Origin of the sequence: Tenacibaculum sp. 190524A02b, assembly GCF_964036645.1 — a bacterium.
Taxonomy (GTDB): domain Bacteria; phylum Bacteroidota; class Bacteroidia; order Flavobacteriales; family Flavobacteriaceae; genus Polaribacter; species Polaribacter vairaonense.
On sequence record NZ_OZ038525.1, the window covers coordinates 828306 to 845700 of the forward strand.

Genomic DNA, 17395 nt, shown 5'->3' on the forward strand with positions numbered 1-17395 from the left:
TTTAATCATAAATTAAATACTTCTTTCTTATTTTTTTAAAAGTTCTCAAATCTTTTTTCCAAGATTTTTTAATTTGCTTTTCAGTAAGTCCATTTTCAATTTGTTGTTGAAGTTTTTGTGTTCCTGCTAGTTTTGTAAAAAATGGAGTAAAGAACTTTTTCTGTTTAGAATACTTTTTATGTGCTTGATAGAAATCAATTAACCAGTATAAGTTTAACTCATTAAGTTGTTTTTCCTTCGTTAAATTATAACCGTAACATTCCTTAGTATTATGTTTAGGGTTTTTAGCACCTTCGTTAGGTTTTGGAGTGAACGAGTAAGAAAATCTTTTTAATCTTGTATATGGTGTTCCTATAACTTGAAATTGCTTGTTAGTTCCTCTACCAACAGAAATATTAGTCCCTTCAAAAAAGCATAAACTAGGATATAAATTGATAGATTGAGCATTTGGAAGGTTAGGAGAAGGTTTAATAGGTAAATTGTAAAAAGTAGTATGCGTATAATTTTTAATAGGGATAATAGTTAAATCACAGTGCTTTTTGTTTTTTAACCATTGCTCTCCGTTAATCATTTTTCCATATTCACCAATGGTCATACCGTAAACAACTGGAACAGGGTGCATTCCTATAAAACTAGTATGTTCAGGTTCTAAAATAGGACCATCAATAATATGTGCATTAGGGTTAGGTCTGTCTAAAACAATAACAGGAATTTTTGTTTCAGCACATGCTTCCATAACATAATGTAATGTAGAGATATAAGTATAAAATCTAGCGCCAACATCTTGAATGTCAAATAAAATTACGTCAATACCTTTCAGTTGTTGTTGAGACGGTTTCTTATTTTTTCCATATAGAGATATAATTGGCAATTTAGTTTTAGTGTCAATACCATCAACTACAGTTTCTCCAGCATCTGCCTTACCTCTAAAACCATGTTCAGGTGCAAAAACTTTTACCACATTTGTTTTTTTTGAATTATGTAAAAAGTCAACAATATGGGTAGTGGAACTTTTGGTAGTAATTACAGATGTTTGATTGGCTACAATAGCAATGTTTTTCCCTCTAAGTAATGGGAGATATTTTTCAGTTCTATTAGCTGCAACTATAAGTTCTTTAGAATCCTGAATTAAAGGAAAATCTTTTTTTGATTTAGAAGAACTATGTTGTGCACAAGAAGTAAAAATAAATGTTAGTATATAAAACTTTGAGATAATTAAAAATGCACTAAATAAATTCTTCATTATTATAATTTTAAAAAAGGTAAATTTAGTGCATAAATTTCTTACAGCAATTAGAAAAAAGAAACTTCCTCCCATTCATTAGATGTTTTCCCATCAAATGTTGAGCAATGGTAAAAAAAAATAAGAAAAAAATCGATTTTTTAGTACGTATTTTAATACGTATATAAGTTACTTGGTTGTTTTATAGGTTTTTAAATTTTTTGCTGAATTCAATTCTATTTCCAACGTTGGCCTTCTTAAAAATGTTTGAAGCATGTTTTGAAACTGTTTTTTCAGTAATAAAAATGCAGTCAGCAATTTCCTTGTACTTATAATCTTGTAAAATAAAGCCAGCTATTTCCGTCTCTTTAGAAGTAAGATTTATTGTTTGAAACTTATTTTTAGTCTGTACTTCGTTTTTATATTCAATTAAGTTATTTAATAAATCATTATTAACTCTCTGAGTGTAAATTTGATCTTTAATATAAATAAACAACATTACAAAGTAACCAAGATTTACAACAGGCTGCTCTATGTATTGATAATCGCCAATAGAAATCAAAATAGGTAACATTAAAATAGAAATGACACCAAAATTTGCAGCTATTATTTTTGACTTATAATATTGCTGCGTAGAAGTTTTCGCTTGAGTAATGTATAATGTAAATAATTGCCTTATAGTAACTATTGAAAAGAAAATAGAAATAATTAAAGGGATAGTAATAAATAACTTTCTGGCAAAATTTAAACCATTACCAAAAACTAAGGGGATTATAAACAATAGAATAAAAGTACCAGTTAAGTAATAGGCAATAGATTTTAAAGAAAGATACTTTTTTGGATTTATATGAAACTCTGAATATAAATAATACACAAAGTAAATAACGTATAAAATACCAACTAAATAGGCTATAATGTATTGTAAAATAATAGGAACATCTATATTTTCATCAGGAAAAAGACCAGAGAAAAGGTTGTAAAGAATAATGTATATAGTTAAAAATATAAATTTCCTTTTATGCTTTTTACTTTTATCATACAGGTAATTAATATATAGGAAAGGTAAAATAATAACTTGTAAAACTAGAATAATAAAAGTAATCCAGTGTACTTGACTTCCAAACATTTTAATCCTTTTTAAAAATGTATAATGCGTAGTTTAAATCTAGCTTATCTATTATTTTATAACCTAAGCTTTTATAAAAAGGAATATTTCTTTCCGTAGATGTTTCTAATAAAATAGGTAACTTTTTGTTCTTTGAAAAAGTATAGATTTCTTTCATTAGTTTCGAACCTAATCCTTTATTTTGAAAGTCAGGATATACCCCAACATACCATAAGTGTATAAAAGGTACTTTAGGGTGTAAACCTTTTAATTGAGATTCTCTACTCAACACTTTTTTTACATTTTTTATGCCAATAACTCCAAAAACTAATTTAAGATCCCAAAAAAATGAAGCTAATGTTGTTTTTTTCTTATAAGGATATAACAATATAGAACAACTTTTTCCACAATCAGATATAAAAACTTCACCAAAAGTTAAGCCCATAAAGAATGAGTATTCCATTAGTTTTTTTATTCTTTTCAAGCGTTTAGAATCTTGTTGTACTACAAAGTTTATAGATTTATTAGTGTCAAATGATTTAGAAAGTATATCAATAACCAAATCTTTATCTTTCTCTGAGGCTTTTCTCATGTTAGTTTTTAAATATCAGTTTTAATCAAATCTTCAAAAATTATTAAGTACTTTTGAAACACTTAAAAATAAAAATCTTTGAATTTCGAGTTATTCATAGCTAAACGAATTATAGCTGGTAAAAAGTATAAAAGTAGTATATCATCTCCAATAATAAAAATTGCTACAATTGCTATTACTTTAGGTATAGCTATTATGTTAATAGCAGTATCAATTGGTTCTGGGTTTCAAAAAAAGATTAGAGATAAAATGTCTGGTTTCAAAGGGCATATACAAGTGGTTAATTATGATAATAATAACTCTGATATATCAACTGTTCCAGTATCAAAAACTCAAGACTTTTACCCCAGTTTTACAGATATAAAAGGCATTAAAAATGTACAAATTTATGCTAATAAATTTGGAGTTATTAGAACGGTTTCTGATTTTGAGGGGGTTATATTAAAAGGAGTTTCTGATGATTATGACTTTACTTTCTTTGAGGAATATTTAAAAGAAGGGCGTTTGCCTAATTTTAAACTAGATAGAAATAAAGAAATTTTAATATCTGAGTCAATAGCAAATAGATTAAAACTAAAATTAAAGGATACGATTCAAGTAGTATTTAGTGTTGAAAAAAGTAAAAGGCCATTTGCTATAAGAAAACCAATAATTGTAGGAATTTATAACACCGGTTTTGAGCAATTTGATAAAACAATGCTCATAGGAGATATTAGAGAGGTTCAAAGACTTAATAAGTGGGATGAGAATCAGGTAGGAGGTTTTGAAGTTTTAATCAATGATTTTGATGAATTACAAACTAAAGGAAATGAAGTCTATAGGTCTATTGGATCTACATTAAATAGTAGTACTATAGTAGATAGTTATCCATTAATTTTTAATTGGCTAAATATATTAGATAATAATGTTTGGGTAATTATAGGAATTATGATTTTAGTAGCAGGAATAAATATGGTTACTGCATTATTAGTTTTGATTTTAGAGCAAGTACAAATGGTAGGTACCTTAAAAGCATTAGGTAGTAGAAATTGGAGTATTAGAAAAATATTTTTATACAATGCCTCTTATTTAATCCTTAAAGGAATGCTCTATGGAAATATTATAGGATTAGCAATTTTATTTCTTCAAAAGTATGGTAACGTTATAAGTCTTAATCCAGAAAACTATTACGTATCTTCTGTGCCAGTTGATATTGACATCGTAGCAATTTTACTATTAAATATGGGAACATTGATTTTATGTTTTCTAATTTTAATAATTCCTTCATATATTATAACTAAAATACAACCTTCAAAATCCATTAAGTTTGCCTAAAAATCATCATAAGTTTTGTTTCTTTGCAATACAAAACTGATAACTTATAATGAATTACGCTAATAATATACTTGAAACTATAGGGAATACCCCTTTAGTAAAGCTAAATAAAGTAACAGAGGACGTAGATGCTTTAGTATTGGCAAAAGTAGAAACATTTAATCCTGGAAATTCTGTGAAAGATAGAATGGCTTTAAAAATGATCGAAGATGCAGAGGCAGATGGTCGTTTAAAGCCTGGAGGTACTATTATTGAAGGAACATCTGGAAATACAGGTATGGGATTGGCTTTGGCTGCTATTGTAAAAGGATACAAATGTATTTTTGTAATATCAGACAAGCAATCTAAAGAAAAGATGGATATTCTGAGAGCAGTTGGAGCAGAAGTAGTTGTTTGTCCAACAAATGTAGAGCCTGATGATCCTCGCTCTTATTATTCAGTATCAAAAAGGTTAGGGGAAGAAACTCCTAATTCATGGTATGTAAATCAATATGATAATCCATCAAATGCACAAGCACATTATGAGCAAACTGGACCTGAAATTTGGGAACAAACTGAAGGTAAAATAACTCATTTTGTAGTTGGAGTAGGAACAGGAGGAACCGTTTCAGGTACAGCAAAATATTTAAAAGAGAAAAACCCAAACATTAAAATATGGGGAGTTGATACTTATGGTTCTGTATTTAAAAAATATCATGAAACAGGAATTTTTGACGAGAATGAAATATATCCATATATAACCGAAGGTATTGGAGAAGATATTTTACCAAAAAATGTTGATTTTAGTTTGATTGATGGATTTACTAAGGTAACTGATAAAGATGCAGCTATTTATACCCGTAAAATAGCAAAAGAAGAAGGTATTTTTGTTGGGAATTCAGCAGGTTCAGCTATAAAAGGTTTATTACAGTTAAAAGACGAATTTAAACCAAATGATGTTATAGTAGTCTTATTCCATGATCATGGAAGTCGTTATGTAGGAAAAATGTTTAATGATGACTGGATGCGTGATAGAGGATTTTTAGAAGAAGATGTAACAACGGCAGAAGACTTAATAAAATCACATATAGATAAACCATTAGTAACAGTTCAAACAGAGGAATTAGTATCACATGCTATTGAAAGAATGCGTGCTTTTAAAATTTCTCAAATACCTGTAAAAGATATTAATGGTTTTGTTGGTTCTGTAGATGAATCTGTTTTATTACATAGTTATTTAGAGGATAAAAATGTAGCAGACAAACCGATTAAAGATATAATGGGAGCTAAATACCCAATTGTAGAAAAAGGAACTTCAATAGAAAACGTATCAAAATTGATTACAAAAGAAAATCAAGCTGTATTAGTTGATTTAGGAAAAGGTAATTATCATATAGTAACTAAATATGATATTATTAACGCTATATAATAGTATTTAGTAAATAAAATTTAAAGGGCTGTTTTTTTAAGACAGCCCTTTTGAATTTTAACTTTCTTCATTACAAGTGTAAACTTGAGGGCATGCAATTAAAGTTTGGCAGTAAAAAGGACCAGTAACACGACCAGCACAATCACAACCACATTTGCCAAGATCCTTTCCATTGAAAGAAATACCTCCATTAAGTTCTTTTTGTTGTTGTTTGGTTAAAATACTTACACCATTAATGTTTAAAAAAGTGTTTTTCATAATAAATAGGAGTTTAAAGTTTTTATAAAATGTTTGATTAGCCATAAAAATAGAAACTAAAACTGTTAAAAAAAACACAAATGATAGCGTGGGTGAGTTAAATGTGGCATATCAAAATAGTAATGTCAATATGACATAAATTAAGGAATGGCAGTATTCTTGTAAAAAAGAAAGCATAAAATAAAAAGAAACGAATTTACAATGAGTAAAGATCAATATACTAAAGAAGACGAATTAAAAGATGCTATGGAAAACATAGATGTAGAAGGGAATAATGAAGAAATAAAAGAAAAATCAGAAGAGAAGGAGGCTGATTCAGAAAAAGAAGAGCCTACAGCAGAAGAGTTAATTCAAGCTGAAAAAGATAAATACCTACGGTTATTTGCTGAATTTGAAAACTACAAAAAACGTACAACAAGAGAAAGAATAGAGTTATTTAAAACAGCTAGTCAAGAATTAATGACAGCTTTACTGCCAATTATGGACGATTTTGATAGAGGGTTGGCAGAAATAAAAAAATCGGAAGATTCTGAATTATTAAAAGGGATGGAGCTTATAAGTAACAAACTTAAAAACACTTTAACCCAAAAAGGTTTAACAGAAATAGAAGTAAAACCAGGTGATGATTTTGATTCTGAAGTGCATGATGCAATAACTCAAATACCAGCACCATCTGATGATTTAAAAGGAAAAATTATTGATTGTGTAGAGAAAGGATATAAACTTGGAGAGAAAGTTATTCGTCATCCAAAAGTAGTTATAGGACAAGCGTAAACAATTAATAATTCAATTATCAATTATCACTGTTTTTATTGTTAATTGTTAATTGTCAATTGAAACAAAATGGCAAAACAAGATTATTACGAAATATTAGGAATATCAAAATCAGCTTCACAATCAGAGATTAAAAAAGCCTATAGAAAAATGGCTATTAAATATCATCCAGATAAAAATCCAGATGATAAAGGAGCAGAGGAGAAGTTTAAGTTAGCGGCTGAAGCTTATGAAGTTTTGAGTGATGAAAATAAGAAAGCTCGTTACGATCAATACGGACATGCAGCCTTTGAAGGTGGTCATGGAGGTTTCGGTGGCGGAGGCATGAATATGGATGACATATTCAGTCAGTTTGGAGATATTTTTGGTGGTGCTTTTGGAGGCGGTTTCGGAGGCTTTGGCGGAGGAGGCCAACGTCAAGCAAGAGTAAAAGGAAGTAACTTAAGAATTCGTGTAAAGTTAACTTTAGAAGACATTGCCAACGGAGTTGAGAAAAAAGTAAAGGTTAGAAGAAAAGTACAAGCAGAAGGTGTAACTTATAAAACATGTCCAACTTGTAATGGTAGTGGGCAGCAAATGAGAGTTACTAATACGATATTGGGTAGAATGCAAACCGCAACTACTTGTAGTCACTGTCAAGGAGCTGGAGAAATTTTAGATAAAAAACCATCAGGTGCAGATGCACAAGGAATGGTGGTAAAAGAAGAAACAGTATCAATTAATATTCCAGAAGGAGTAACGGAAGGTGTTCAGTTAAAAGTAGGAGGTAAAGGAAATGAAGCACCAGGAAGAAATTCTATTTCAGGAGACTTATTAGTATTAATAGAAGAAGTAAAACATGAAACTTTAAAAAGAGAAGGAAGTAATATTCATTATGATTTATATGTGAACTTCTCTGAAGCTGTTTTAGGAGTCTCAAAAGAAATTGAAACGGTTACTGGTAAAGTAAAAATTAAAATTGAACCTGGTACACAATCAGGAAAAATATTAAGATTAAAAGGTAAGGGATTGCCAAGTATTGAACGTTATGGTAATGGAGACTTTCTAATTCATATAAATGTATGGACGCCTCAGGAGTTAACAAAGGATCAGCGTAAATTCTTTGAACAAATGAAGGAAGATGATAATTTTAGTCCCAACCCACAAAAATCAGACAAATCATTTTTTGAGAAAGTAAAAGATATGTTTTCTTAAAAAAATAAAATTTTGTTTGGTAAGAATTAAATAAAGTTATAAATTTGTAGTGTCTAGGAGACGTCCTAGATACTTTTTCTTTTTCATAGCAATTTTCCCGCTCAAATTTTTGAGTGGGTTTTTTATTTTCCAGCAAACCAAATTTTGTGTTTCTATTAGCTATTAAATAATACTCCTTTTTAAAAACAAGTTATTTGTTTGACAATTAGGTTTTTACTTTTTTGTACCCAAAAAAAGTAAAAAAACTTTGTTACTGTAATAAATAATTATGTATATTTGTAGTGTCTAGGAGACGTCCTAGATACTTTTTCTTTTTCATAGCAATTTTCCCGCTCAAATTTTTGAGTGGGTTTTTTTATGAAAGAAGAGACATACAAAATTTAGCAGCTCTATCTTATCGACTTATTGTAAAATAAGTAGGAAAGTCCGGACACCACAGAGTAAGCATAGCGGATAACATCCGTCCAGTGTAAACTGAGGACAAGTGCAACAGAAAGAATGTACAGGTAATGCTGTAGTGAAATCAGGTAAACTCTATGCGGTGCAATGCCACGTATATTAGAGTATGAGTGTTACTCGCACGATTCTAAGGGGTGGGCAGATTGATTTTATGAGTAATTATAAAACTAGATAAATGATAAGAGCCTTTTTTAAAGGATACAGAATCCGGCTTATTGAGCTGCTTTTTTTACTTTTACTACCTTATTTAGAATTGTTTAAAATAACTTAAACAACTCATAAATGTATCAGGATTATTATATCGTTAATATTTTAACTTTTATTTTGTTTTTTGTTGTTGAATTATTGTTTTAGGTGAAAATAAATATGTTTTATTTAATGTTATTGCTATATCGTTGTCAATTTTTTAATTACATCTCAAAATTGTACTTTTGCAAGGCAAAAATTAACAGATAAACATATATTACTTATGCTTTATTCACTTTAGAAATAAATAATATAAGTAATGTAACAATTTATGGGTTAATAAATGACAATAAGAAATTATTTACTGTTTATTATCCATTAATATTTAAAAGATTCCTATAATATGAATACCTATCAAGATTACATCAAGGAAATTGAAGCAAGAAAAGCTCAAGGACTTAATCCAAAGCCAATTGATGGAGCAGAGTTATTAAGCGAAATTATTGCGCAAATTAAAGATTTAAACAATCCAAATCGTGAAGATTCTCTTAAGTTTTTTATTTATAACACTTTACCAGGTACAACAAGTGCAGCAGGTGTAAAAGCTAAATTTTTAAAAGAAATTATTCTTGGTGAATCGGTAGTTAAAGAAATATCTGTAGCTTTTGCTTTTGAGCAATTGTCTCATATGAAAGGAGGACCTTCAGTAGAAGTATTACTTGATTTAGCTTTAGGAAATGATGAAAGTATAGCTAAAGAAGCGGCTAACGTTTTAAAAACTCAAGTATTCTTATACGAAGCAGATACTGAGCGTTTAGAAAAAGCAATGAATGCAGGAAGTACAATTGCTAAAGATATTATAGAAAGTTATGCAAAGGCAGAGTTTTTTACCAAATTACCTGAAGTAGAAGAGGAGATTAAGGTAGTTACTTATGTTGCTGGAATTGGAGATATTTCTACAGATTTATTATCACCTGGAGCAGATGCACACTCTAGATCAGATCGTGAATTACATGGACAATCTATTTTTGAGCATAATAAAGATATGCAAAAAGAAGTATTGGCACTTAAAGAGCAACACCCTGATAAACGAGTGATGTTAATAGCAGATAAAGGAACAATGGGAGTAGGGTCTTCAAGAATGTCAGGTGTAAATAATGTTGCTTTGTGGACAGGTATTTCTTCAAGTCCATATGTACCATTTATTAATATAGCTCCAGTAATTGCTGGTACTAATGGTATTGCACCAATTTTCTTAACTACAGTAGGAGTAACTGGTGGTATTGGTATTGATTTAAAGAATTGGGTAAAGCAAAAAGATGCAGAAGGAAATACAATAGTAGATGAAGATGGAGAGCCAATCTTAAAAGAAGAGTATTCTGTAGCTACAGGTACAGTTCTTACTATAAATACAAAAACAAAAAAATTATATAACGGAGATAAAGAATTAAAAGATATTTCTACTGCTTTAACACCACCAAAAATGGAGTTTATTAAAGCTGGAGGTTCTTATGCGGTGGTTTTCGGTAAGAAATTACAAACCTTTGCTTGTAAAGTTTTAGGAATAGAGGTGCCTCAAGTGTATGCGCCTTCAAAAGAAATTTCTATTGAAGGGCAAGGGTTAACTGCTGTAGAAAAAATATTTAATAAAAATGCAGTAGGAACTACACCAGGAAAAACATTACATGCTGGTTCTAATGTAAGAGTTGAAGTAAATATTGTAGGGTCTCAAGATACTACAGGATTAATGACTTCTCAGGAATTAGAAATGATGGCAGCTACTGTAATTTCTCCAATTGTAGATACAGGTTACCAATCAGGATGTCATACAGCCTCAGTTTGGGATGATAAGTCTAAGGCTAACATACCAAGGTTAATGAAGTTTATGAACGATTTTGGGTTAATTACGGCTCGTGATCCTAAAGGAAAGTATCATGCAATGACGGATGTTATTCATAAAGTATTAAATGATATTGCAGTAGATGATTGGGATGTAATTATTGGTGGAGATTCACATACACGTATGGCAAAAGGAGTTGCCTTTGGAGCAGATTCAGGAACTGTTGCTTTAGCATTAGCTACAGGAGAGGCAACAATGCCAATTCCAGAATCTGTTAAGGTTACGTTTAAAGGAGAAATGAAACCTTATATGGATTTCCGCGATGTGGTTCATGCAACTCAAGAGCAGATGTTAACTCAATTTGAAGGAGAGAATGTTTTTCAAGGAAAAATTATTGAAGTACATATTGGTACGTTAACTTCAGATCAGGCATTTACATTTACAGATTGGACAGCTGAAATGAAAGCAAAAGCATCTATCTGTATTTCTGAAGAAGAAACCTTAATTGAATCATTAAAAATCTCTAGAGATCGTATTCAAATTATGATTGATAAAGGGATGGATAACCCAAAACAAGATCTTAAAGGATTAGTAGATAAAGCTAATAATAGAATTCAAGAATTGCAGTCTGGTTCTAAGCCAGCTTTAAAGCCGGATGCAGATGCTAAATATTATGCGGAAGTTGTTATTGATTTAGATAAGATTGTTGAACCAATGATTGCAGATCCAGATGTAAATAATGAAGATGTGTCTAAGCGTTATACGCATGATAATATTCAACCATTATCTTTTTATGGAGGAACTAAAAAAGTAGATTTAGGTTTTGTTGGTTCATGTATGGTGCATAAAGGAGATATGCAAATATTAGCGCAAATGCTTAAAAACGTAGAAGCTCAAAAAGGAGAAGTAGAATTTAAAGCACCTTTAGTTGTTGCACCACCTACATATAATATTGTTGATGAATTAAAAACTGAAGGAGATTGGGAAGTTCTAGAGAAGTATGCAGGATTTGTATTTGATGATAGCGCTCCAAAAGCAGTTGCAAGAACCAAGTATGAAAATAAATTATACTTAGAGCGTCCAGGATGTAGCTTATGTATGGGAAATCAAGAAAAAGCGGAGCCAGGAGATACGGTAATGGCTACTTCAACTCGTTTATTCCAAGGAAGAGTAGTAAGAGATACTGAAGCTAAAAAAGGTGAATCTTTATTATCTTCTACACCTGTAGTTGTTTTATCTTGTATATTAGGAAGAACACCTACTATGGAAGAATATGAAGCAGCTGTAGAGGGTATTGTCTTAACTAAGTTTAAACCATCTCAAAAGAAATTAGTAAGCTAATCTAATTGTCTTTTTATAAATATAGAAAAGTCTGAGTGTATGCTCAGGCTTTTTTTTGTAATAAATTTACTGTTGTATAAAAGGTTTATTTGTTTTTTAAAGGTTAAGATCTTACATTTACACTGGCTATAAAATGGGATATAAATTGACTAACTAATAATTGCTAGGGTTGCTATTTTTTTAATATCTGACTAGATATAAGTATACAAAGTATCTAACCAAAAATATTAAAAACTTTCGATCTAAGCCATCGAGGAAATGAATTCTTGGCTATTCTCTAGAGATTAAAATTGTTTTATTATGGAAAAAATATGTAAAATATTGCTAGTTGCTTGCATGCCTTTCTACCTTAACCAAATATTTAAATGGATAGAAGTTCATTGGGCTATAAACTTCTTGAGTTATGTTATTCTTTTTATATCATCACTGTATAGTATTAGAACTAATAAATCAAAACAATAATTGCTTATAAATCATGAAAAAACAGCAAAACTTATTAAGAATATCAATAGTTATAATATGTGGACTATTAATCTTCTCAGGAATTTTAACAATATTAAGAATAGAAGAGATTCCTTCTCGTTATTTAGGAATACTTAATCTAGTATTATTAATCATATTGGCATTTTTAGATACTAAACAGAGAAAACGTACACAAAAATATTTTTAAACTATTCAATTAGCTATAGAAAACAAATTGAGGAATGAAGAAACAAAATAGAATAGTAAAAATACTATTATTTATTCCAGCAATACTTTTAATAGTTTCAGGTATTTTATTAGTATTGGAAGTAAAATGGATTTCATCACGTTTACTATTTATATTTATTATGATTTTAATGGGATTAGTAACTTGGTTAGAGAATAAGTATTTGAAAAATAACTAAAAACAGATTGTAAAAACTATAATTAGCTACAGTAAACAAGAAAAAGATATGTTATGAAGTATTATTTAGTAGAAAATAAACTTACGGAGGATAAAAACTACATTGCTAAAATACAAGCGAAACAAACGGTAAGTCAAGAAGAACTTATTGAAAGAATGCTAAGTAAAAGAAACTTAGTAAGTAAAACTGATATTTTGGCTGTATTTAATTCATTGTATGAAGAAGTAGTAGGCTGTATAGAAGAAGGAGAAAATATTAGTTTACCACTTTTTAATTTGAGTTATTCTATTACAGGAACCTATAAAAATCCTGAGGAAAACTTTAATCCAGACACACATAAACTACATGTAAATATAAGAGGGGGAAAACTTGTTAAACATGTCAAAAAGAATATAGTATTACAAAAGGTAGATGCTCCGTTAATACATCCAATTATAAAAAATATAAAGGACTTAACCACACAAACTACCAATACCTATATAACTCCCAATGGTATGTTTGAGATGAAGGGGAGTCGTTTAAAAATAGCAGGAACTTCACCAGAAGTAGGAGTTTATTTTATGACCGAAAATGGAAATGAGTTTAAAGTACCTTATTTAGCACAAAATGACTATAAGAATATTATTGGTCAAATACCTAATCTTGATTCAGGAAATTACCGAATTGTAATCAAAACACAAGCTACTGATAGAGTAAATAAGTTTTTAAAAGATGTACGAATAAATAATAGTGTATTAATAGTGGTAGTTAAGTAGTTTAAAAGACTTTAAAAATAAAGGATTCTTAGTTAAAAGGAAGCGTAGCTTTCTTACTATATAGTTATATTTCCGTTGTCCTTCCCGAGACATTTCCGTTGTCCTTCCCGAGACATTTCCGTTGTCCTTCCCGAGACATTTCCGTTGTCCTTCCCGAGACATTTCCGTTGTCCTTCCCGAGACATTTCCGTTGTCCTTTCCGAGACATTCTTGTTGTCTTTCCCGAGACATTCCCGTTGTCCTTCCTGAGACATTCCGTAGCTCTTTCCTGTCTATTCTTATAAATTGCTATTATAGTTTTAAATACTCAATAATTACACATATACCATTTATGCAAATCTATTATTTGTAAATTACTATAGTTACTTATAAATTTATCAAATAGTCATATAATTTATATAATTGAATAACCCAAGTATTTTACTTTCTTTTTTGTTAAATTTGTAGGTAACGTAACAAAAAATAAAACAATTCTATGGCTTTCGATATTGAAATGATAAAAAAGGTATATAGTAAGATGGTTGAGCGAGTAGATGCTGCTCGTGCTATTACAGGAAAACCTTTAACATTAGCAGAGAAAATTTTATACACACACCTTTGGGATGGAACTCCAAATAAAGCCTATCAAAGAGGGAAAGACTATGTTGATTTTGCGCCTGATAGAGTGGCTTGCCAAGATGCTACAGCACAAATGGCATTGTTACAGTTTATGCAAGCAGGAAAAACAAAAGTAGCCGTTCCAACTACAGTACATTGTGATCACTTAATTCAGGCAAAAGAAGGAGCTTCTAAAGATTTACAAAGTGCATTAAATATAAGTAACGAGGTATTTAATTTCTTAGAATCAGTATCAGATAAGTATGGAATTGGTTTTTGGAAACCAGGTGCAGGAATTATTCATCAAGTAGTGTTAGAAAATTATGCATTTCCAGGAGGGATGATGATTGGAACTGATTCTCACACGGTAAATGCAGGTGGTTTAGGTATGGTAGCTATTGGTGTTGGTGGAGCTGATGCCGTAGATGTGATGGCGGGAATGCCTTGGGAATTAAAGTTTCCTAAGTTAATAGGGGTAAAGTTAACAGGTACATTATCTGGATGGACAGCTCCAAAGGATGTGATTCTAAAAGTAGCAGAAATCTTAACCGTAAAAGGAGGAACAGGAGCAATTGTAGAGTATTTTGGACCAGGTGCTACAGCTATGTCTTGCACAGGTAAAGGAACCATTTGTAATATGGGAGCTGAAATAGGAGCTACCACTTCTACATTTGGTTATGATGCATCTATGGAACGTTATTTACGTGCTACGGACAGACCAGATGTAGCTGATGCAGCCAATGAAATTAAAGAATATTTAACAGCAGATGCTGAAGTATATGAGAATCCTGAGCAGTACTTTGACCAAGTAATAGAAATTAACCTATCAGAATTACAACCTTTATTAAATGGACCATTTACCCCAGATTTATCAACGGTTGCTGGAGCAGAAATGACAGAAAAAGCAAAGGCTAATGATTGGCCATTACAAGTGGAATGGGGATTAATAGGTTCTTGTACCAATTCATCTTATGAAGATTTATCAAGAGCAGCGTCTATTGCACAACAAGCTTTAGATAAAAACCTAAAAACAAAAGCAGAATTTGGAATTAACCCTGGTTCTGAGCAAGTACGTTATACGGCAGATAGAGACGGCATCTTATCGGTATTTGAAAAGTTAGATGCTACAATATTTACAAATGCTTGTGGCCCATGTATTGGACAGTGGGGACGTTATGAAGACCCTAAAAATGCTCCTAAAAACAGTATTGTACACTCTTTTAATAGAAACTTTGCAAAACGTGCCGATGGAAATCCGAATACGCATGCTTTTGTAGCTTCACCTGAATTAGTTGCAGCTATTGCCATTGCAGGTCGTTTAGATTTCAATCCTATTACCGATAAATTAATTAACCAAGATGGAGAAGAGGTGATGTTAGATGAGCCAACAGGATGGGAATTGCCTCCTAAAGGTTTTGAAGTAAAAGAAAATGGGTATTTAGCACCATCTGAAGATGGAAGTGGAATTGAAGTGGTCGTAAAACCAGATTCTGAACGTTTGGAATTATTAACACCGTTTACGCCAATTGGAGATGAGATAAAAGGCGCTAAATTATTGATAAAGGCTTTTGGAAAGTGTACTACAGATCATATTTCTATGGCAGGTCCTTGGTTACGTTATAGAGGGCATTTAGATAATATTTCTAATAACTGTTTAATAGGAGCTGTAAATGCATACAATAAGCAAACAAACTTTGTAAAGAGTCAACTAAACGGAGAATATGATGCGGTACCAGCTACGCAGAGAGCTTATAAAAAAGCAGGAATTCCTACAGTAGTAGTAGGGGATCATAATTATGGAGAAGGTTCTTCTAGAGAACATGCGGCAATGGAACCACGTCATTTAGGAGTGGTAGCAGTTATTGTTAAGTCTTTTGCACGTATTCATGAAACCAATCTAAAAAAGCAAGGAATGTTAGGATTAACCTTTGCTAATGAAGCTGATTATGATTTAATTCAGGAAGATGACACTTTTAACTTTTTAGATTTAAATGAGTTTTCACCAGGAAAACAGCTAACTATTGAAATAGTTCATGCAGATAAAACTAAAGATATTATTAAAGTAAATCATACCTATAATGAAGGACAAATAGAGTGGTATAAAGAAGGTTCTGCTTTAAATCTTATCAAAAAGCAAAACAAAAGGTAATTATACTTTTAAAAGATAAATTTACAAACAGGAATTAACCTATTGAGTTAATTCCTGTTTTTATATTCTAATATTTCGTTCACAGCTCTTATCGCTGAATGAGAGGCGGAATGTACACCTCCCCAATCATCACCAGTAGTATAGGCTGTTCCAGCAAAAAACACTTTGTTATTTACTGATTTCCCAAGCGTATTTATAGCTCTCCAACTTTCATAGTTGTATACATAAGCACCTTGAATAAAAGGTTCGTTATTCCAGTTTTGAGAAATATGTTTTATATAATTAGCAGAAGCTTCACCATCAAACATTTCATCAAGTTCATCTAAAATATATTCAATTAATTCAGAATCTGATAATTGTATGTAAGGGAGTGTTGCAGAACCTACGGTAAATAACCCTAAAACATGTCGTTCCGAATTTTGTCCATAGGAAGCATCATAGTACATCTTTTGTCCTGATTTTTTAGGAGATACTTTTGATTCTATAACCGTAGGATAAAACTTGTCTGAAAACTCTATAAAAGCTTTAAACCCATCCCAAACAGTTACATTATCTATTTTCTCTAATTTATTTTTTGGTAATTGTGGTATAAACGTTATAGATTTTTTTTGAAGCATTTTTACAGGAACAGTAACAATTATTTTATCAGCTTCATAAGTAGCATTGGATGTTTTGGTGAAAATCTTATCACCAGAATAATCAATAGATGTTACAACCTGATTATATATTATTTTCTCTTGTATAGAAGGTAAGAGGTGTTGCTTAAAGAAATCAAGCCAAGAAGAACCAATAAACTTTTGATCAATGCCAAAGCCCATATCATCCATTGTAACTTCTTCACCTTGGTATAAAGCATCATCGTCAGCGTTGTAACCAGTTGTTTCAGTAGCTATATTTACTGTAGAGTTATTAATAATTTCATCAAAAATATCTCTTTCAACATGTAACCATTCAGCACCTAAGGGAATAGGAAAATCAACAAAATTGGTACTTGTTTTCATTCGACCTCCATAATTTGATGAAGCTTCTAAAATCTGAAAATCAACCCCTAATTGTGACAATCTATAGGCAGCCGTTAAACCAGCAGCTCCTGCACCTATAATGAGTACCTTTCCTTTAAACTTGCTTAAGTGCTCTTTATTATTTGAGTTAGTTGAAAAACCATAAGTAGTATAAAAAGGTATACTCAATCCCAACAAACTGCAAAGCTTAATAAACTCTTTTCTTGTCATATATTATTAATTATGGTATAACCTGGTATTTATAATGTGGTTTTTTAAATATACACTAAATGTATAAGTTTTAAAAATTAAA

At 30.7% G+C, this 17395-nt stretch carries 14 protein-coding genes and 1 other RNA gene; 10 read left to right on the forward strand and 5 right to left on the reverse strand.

Annotated elements, in window-relative coordinates:
• Position 1: 1 nt before the first annotated feature.
• From ABNT65_RS03375 to ABNT65_RS03385, 3 genes are all read right to left on the reverse strand, one after another.
• The gene (locus ABNT65_RS03375; RefSeq protein ID WP_412766834.1) at positions 2 to 1243 is read right to left on the reverse strand and encodes an exo-beta-N-acetylmuramidase NamZ domain-containing protein; all 1242 of its coding nucleotides are present in this window, start codon (positions 1241 to 1243) and stop codon (positions 2 to 4) included.
• A 181-nt stretch (positions 1244 to 1424) separates the two neighbouring features.
• Positions 1425 to 2348: a helix-turn-helix transcriptional regulator gene (locus ABNT65_RS03380; RefSeq protein ID WP_348702157.1), complete on the reverse strand. Its 924-nt coding sequence runs from the start codon at positions 2346 to 2348 to the stop codon at positions 1425 to 1427.
• A 1-nt stretch (position 2349) separates the two neighbouring features.
• Positions 2350 to 2919, reverse strand: coding sequence for a GNAT family N-acetyltransferase (locus ABNT65_RS03385; protein WP_348747164.1), 570 nt, complete (start codon positions 2917 to 2919; stop codon positions 2350 to 2352).
• Between the two features lie 78 nt (positions 2920 to 2997).
• Here ABNT65_RS03385 and ABNT65_RS03390 point away from each other — a divergent pair, with 78 nt between their 5' ends.
• Positions 2998 to 4233 (forward strand): ABC transporter permease, encoded by a 1236-nt coding sequence (locus ABNT65_RS03390; protein WP_348747165.1) that lies wholly within the window; start codon positions 2998 to 3000, stop codon positions 4231 to 4233.
• Positions 4234 to 4282: 49 nt separating this feature from the next.
• On the forward strand, positions 4283 to 5641 hold the full coding sequence (locus ABNT65_RS03395; protein WP_348747166.1) for a pyridoxal-phosphate dependent enzyme: 1359 nt from the start codon (positions 4283 to 4285) through the stop codon (positions 5639 to 5641).
• Between the two features lie 57 nt (positions 5642 to 5698).
• On the opposite strand, the gene ABNT65_RS03400 is transcribed toward ABNT65_RS03395, so the two are convergent.
• The gene (locus ABNT65_RS03400) at positions 5699 to 5899 is read right to left on the reverse strand and encodes a hypothetical protein (RefSeq protein ID WP_348702150.1); all 201 of its coding nucleotides are present in this window, start codon (positions 5897 to 5899) and stop codon (positions 5699 to 5701) included.
• Positions 5900 to 6100: 201 nt separating this feature from the next.
• On the opposite strand from ABNT65_RS03400, the gene ABNT65_RS03405 reads away from it, so the two are divergent.
• From ABNT65_RS03405 to ABNT65_RS03440, 8 genes are all read left to right on the forward strand, one after another.
• Positions 6101 to 6673: a nucleotide exchange factor GrpE gene (locus tag ABNT65_RS03405; RefSeq protein ID WP_348747167.1), complete on the forward strand. Its 573-nt coding sequence runs from the start codon at positions 6101 to 6103 to the stop codon at positions 6671 to 6673.
• Between the two features lie 69 nt (positions 6674 to 6742).
• Positions 6743 to 7867 carry a molecular chaperone DnaJ gene (dnaJ, locus tag ABNT65_RS03410; RefSeq protein WP_348702147.1) on the forward strand — a complete coding sequence of 375 codons (1125 nt, stop codon included), beginning with the start codon at positions 6743 to 6745 and terminating at the stop codon, positions 7865 to 7867.
• A 380-nt stretch (positions 7868 to 8247) separates the two neighbouring features.
• Positions 8248 to 8557: RNase P RNA component class A (gene rnpB / locus ABNT65_RS03415), an RNA gene on the forward strand.
• A 358-nt stretch (positions 8558 to 8915) separates the two neighbouring features.
• On the forward strand, positions 8916 to 11693 hold the full coding sequence (locus ABNT65_RS03420; protein ID WP_348747168.1) for a bifunctional aconitate hydratase 2/2-methylisocitrate dehydratase: 2778 nt from the start codon (positions 8916 to 8918) through the stop codon (positions 11691 to 11693).
• A 475-nt stretch (positions 11694 to 12168) separates the two neighbouring features.
• Positions 12169 to 12363, forward strand: a complete 195-nt coding sequence (locus ABNT65_RS03425; RefSeq protein ID WP_348702143.1) for a hypothetical protein — start codon at positions 12169 to 12171, stop codon at positions 12361 to 12363.
• Between the two features lie 34 nt (positions 12364 to 12397).
• Positions 12398 to 12580, forward strand: a complete 183-nt coding sequence (locus tag ABNT65_RS03430; protein ID WP_348747169.1) for a hypothetical protein — start codon at positions 12398 to 12400, stop codon at positions 12578 to 12580.
• A 53-nt stretch (positions 12581 to 12633) separates the two neighbouring features.
• Complete coding sequence (locus tag ABNT65_RS03435; protein WP_348747170.1) at positions 12634 to 13335, forward strand: DNA-binding domain-containing protein; 702 nt, start codon at positions 12634 to 12636, stop codon at positions 13333 to 13335.
• 475 nt (positions 13336 to 13810) lie between these two features.
• Positions 13811 to 16081, forward strand: a complete 2271-nt coding sequence (locus ABNT65_RS03440) for an aconitate hydratase (protein ID WP_348702935.1) — start codon at positions 13811 to 13813, stop codon at positions 16079 to 16081.
• Positions 16082 to 16128: 47 nt separating this feature from the next.
• Here ABNT65_RS03440 and ABNT65_RS03445 read toward each other — a convergent pair whose 3' ends face one another.
• Positions 16129 to 17313, reverse strand: coding sequence for a flavin monoamine oxidase family protein (locus ABNT65_RS03445; RefSeq protein WP_348747171.1), 1185 nt, complete (start codon positions 17311 to 17313; stop codon positions 16129 to 16131).
• Between the last annotated feature and the right edge of the window lie 82 nt (positions 17314 to 17395).

Bases quoted from the DNA above. Each gene is read 5' to 3' on its own strand.
- ABNT65_RS03435 (WP_348747170.1), top strand. From the start codon at position 12,634: ATGAAGTATTATTTAGTAGAAAATAAACTTACGGAGGATAAAAACTAC.
- ABNT65_RS03425 (WP_348702143.1), top strand. From the start codon at position 12,169: ATGAAAAAACAGCAAAACTTATTAAGAATATCAATAGTTATAATATGT.
- ABNT65_RS03440 (WP_348702935.1), top strand. From the start codon at position 13,811: ATGGCTTTCGATATTGAAATGATAAAAAAGGTATATAGTAAGATGGTT.
- ABNT65_RS03445 (WP_348747171.1), bottom strand. From the start codon at position 17,313: ATGACAAGAAAAGAGTTTATTAAGCTTTGCAGTTTGTTGGGATTGAGT.
- ABNT65_RS03405 (WP_348747167.1), top strand. From the start codon at position 6,101: ATGAGTAAAGATCAATATACTAAAGAAGACGAATTAAAAGATGCTATG.
- ABNT65_RS03400 (WP_348702150.1), bottom strand. From the start codon at position 5,899: ATGAAAAACACTTTTTTAAACATTAATGGTGTAAGTATTTTAACCAAA.
- ABNT65_RS03385 (WP_348747164.1), bottom strand. From the start codon at position 2,919: ATGAGAAAAGCCTCAGAGAAAGATAAAGATTTGGTTATTGATATACTT.
- ABNT65_RS03395 (WP_348747166.1), top strand. From the start codon at position 4,283: ATGAATTACGCTAATAATATACTTGAAACTATAGGGAATACCCCTTTA.
- ABNT65_RS03380 (WP_348702157.1), bottom strand. From the start codon at position 2,348: ATGTTTGGAAGTCAAGTACACTGGATTACTTTTATTATTCTAGTTTTA.
- ABNT65_RS03430 (WP_348747169.1), top strand. From the start codon at position 12,398: ATGAAGAAACAAAATAGAATAGTAAAAATACTATTATTTATTCCAGCA.
- dnaJ (WP_348702147.1), top strand. From the start codon at position 6,743: ATGGCAAAACAAGATTATTACGAAATATTAGGAATATCAAAATCAGCT.
- ABNT65_RS03375 (WP_412766834.1), bottom strand. From the start codon at position 1,243: ATGAAGAATTTATTTAGTGCATTTTTAATTATCTCAAAGTTTTATATA.
- ABNT65_RS03420 (WP_348747168.1), top strand. From the start codon at position 8,916: ATGAATACCTATCAAGATTACATCAAGGAAATTGAAGCAAGAAAAGCT.